Below are 336 nucleotides of genomic sequence, written 5' to 3' on the forward strand. Positions count from 1 at the left end.
AAGCCAAGGGCAGCCGCGGCGGACGCCCACCGAAGTTCGACCCAGACCTCTACCGGAAGCGACACGCCGTCGAGAACGGCATCAACAGGCTCAAGCGCCACCGCGGCGTGGCCACCCGCTACGACAAGCTGGCCGTCCGGTTCCAGGCCGTCCTGACCATCACCATCATCTGCGAATGGCTCTGACCGGGCTTATGAAACACGCCTTAGCTTGATCTTTAACCTGTGCGGCGTGGCCTCGGGTTATTCGAAGTCTTCGTTGTTTTCGTGCCGCCTTTACGCTTTGTGCTGGTGGCGGCGGTGACGATGTGGACGTCGTGGCGGGCTGCCGGCTGGC

At 63.1% G+C, this 336-nt stretch carries 1 pseudogene; it reads left to right on the forward strand.

The features are described 5' to 3' along the window. Nucleotides 1–185: pseudogene (locus GSF22_RS34320) on the forward strand (IS5 family transposase); the annotation flags it as partial. Nucleotides 186–336 lie beyond the last annotated feature (151 nt).

This window comes from Micromonospora echinofusca (assembly GCF_017614955.1).
GTDB lineage: Bacteria > Actinomycetota > Actinomycetes > Mycobacteriales > Micromonosporaceae > Micromonospora > Micromonospora echinofusca_A.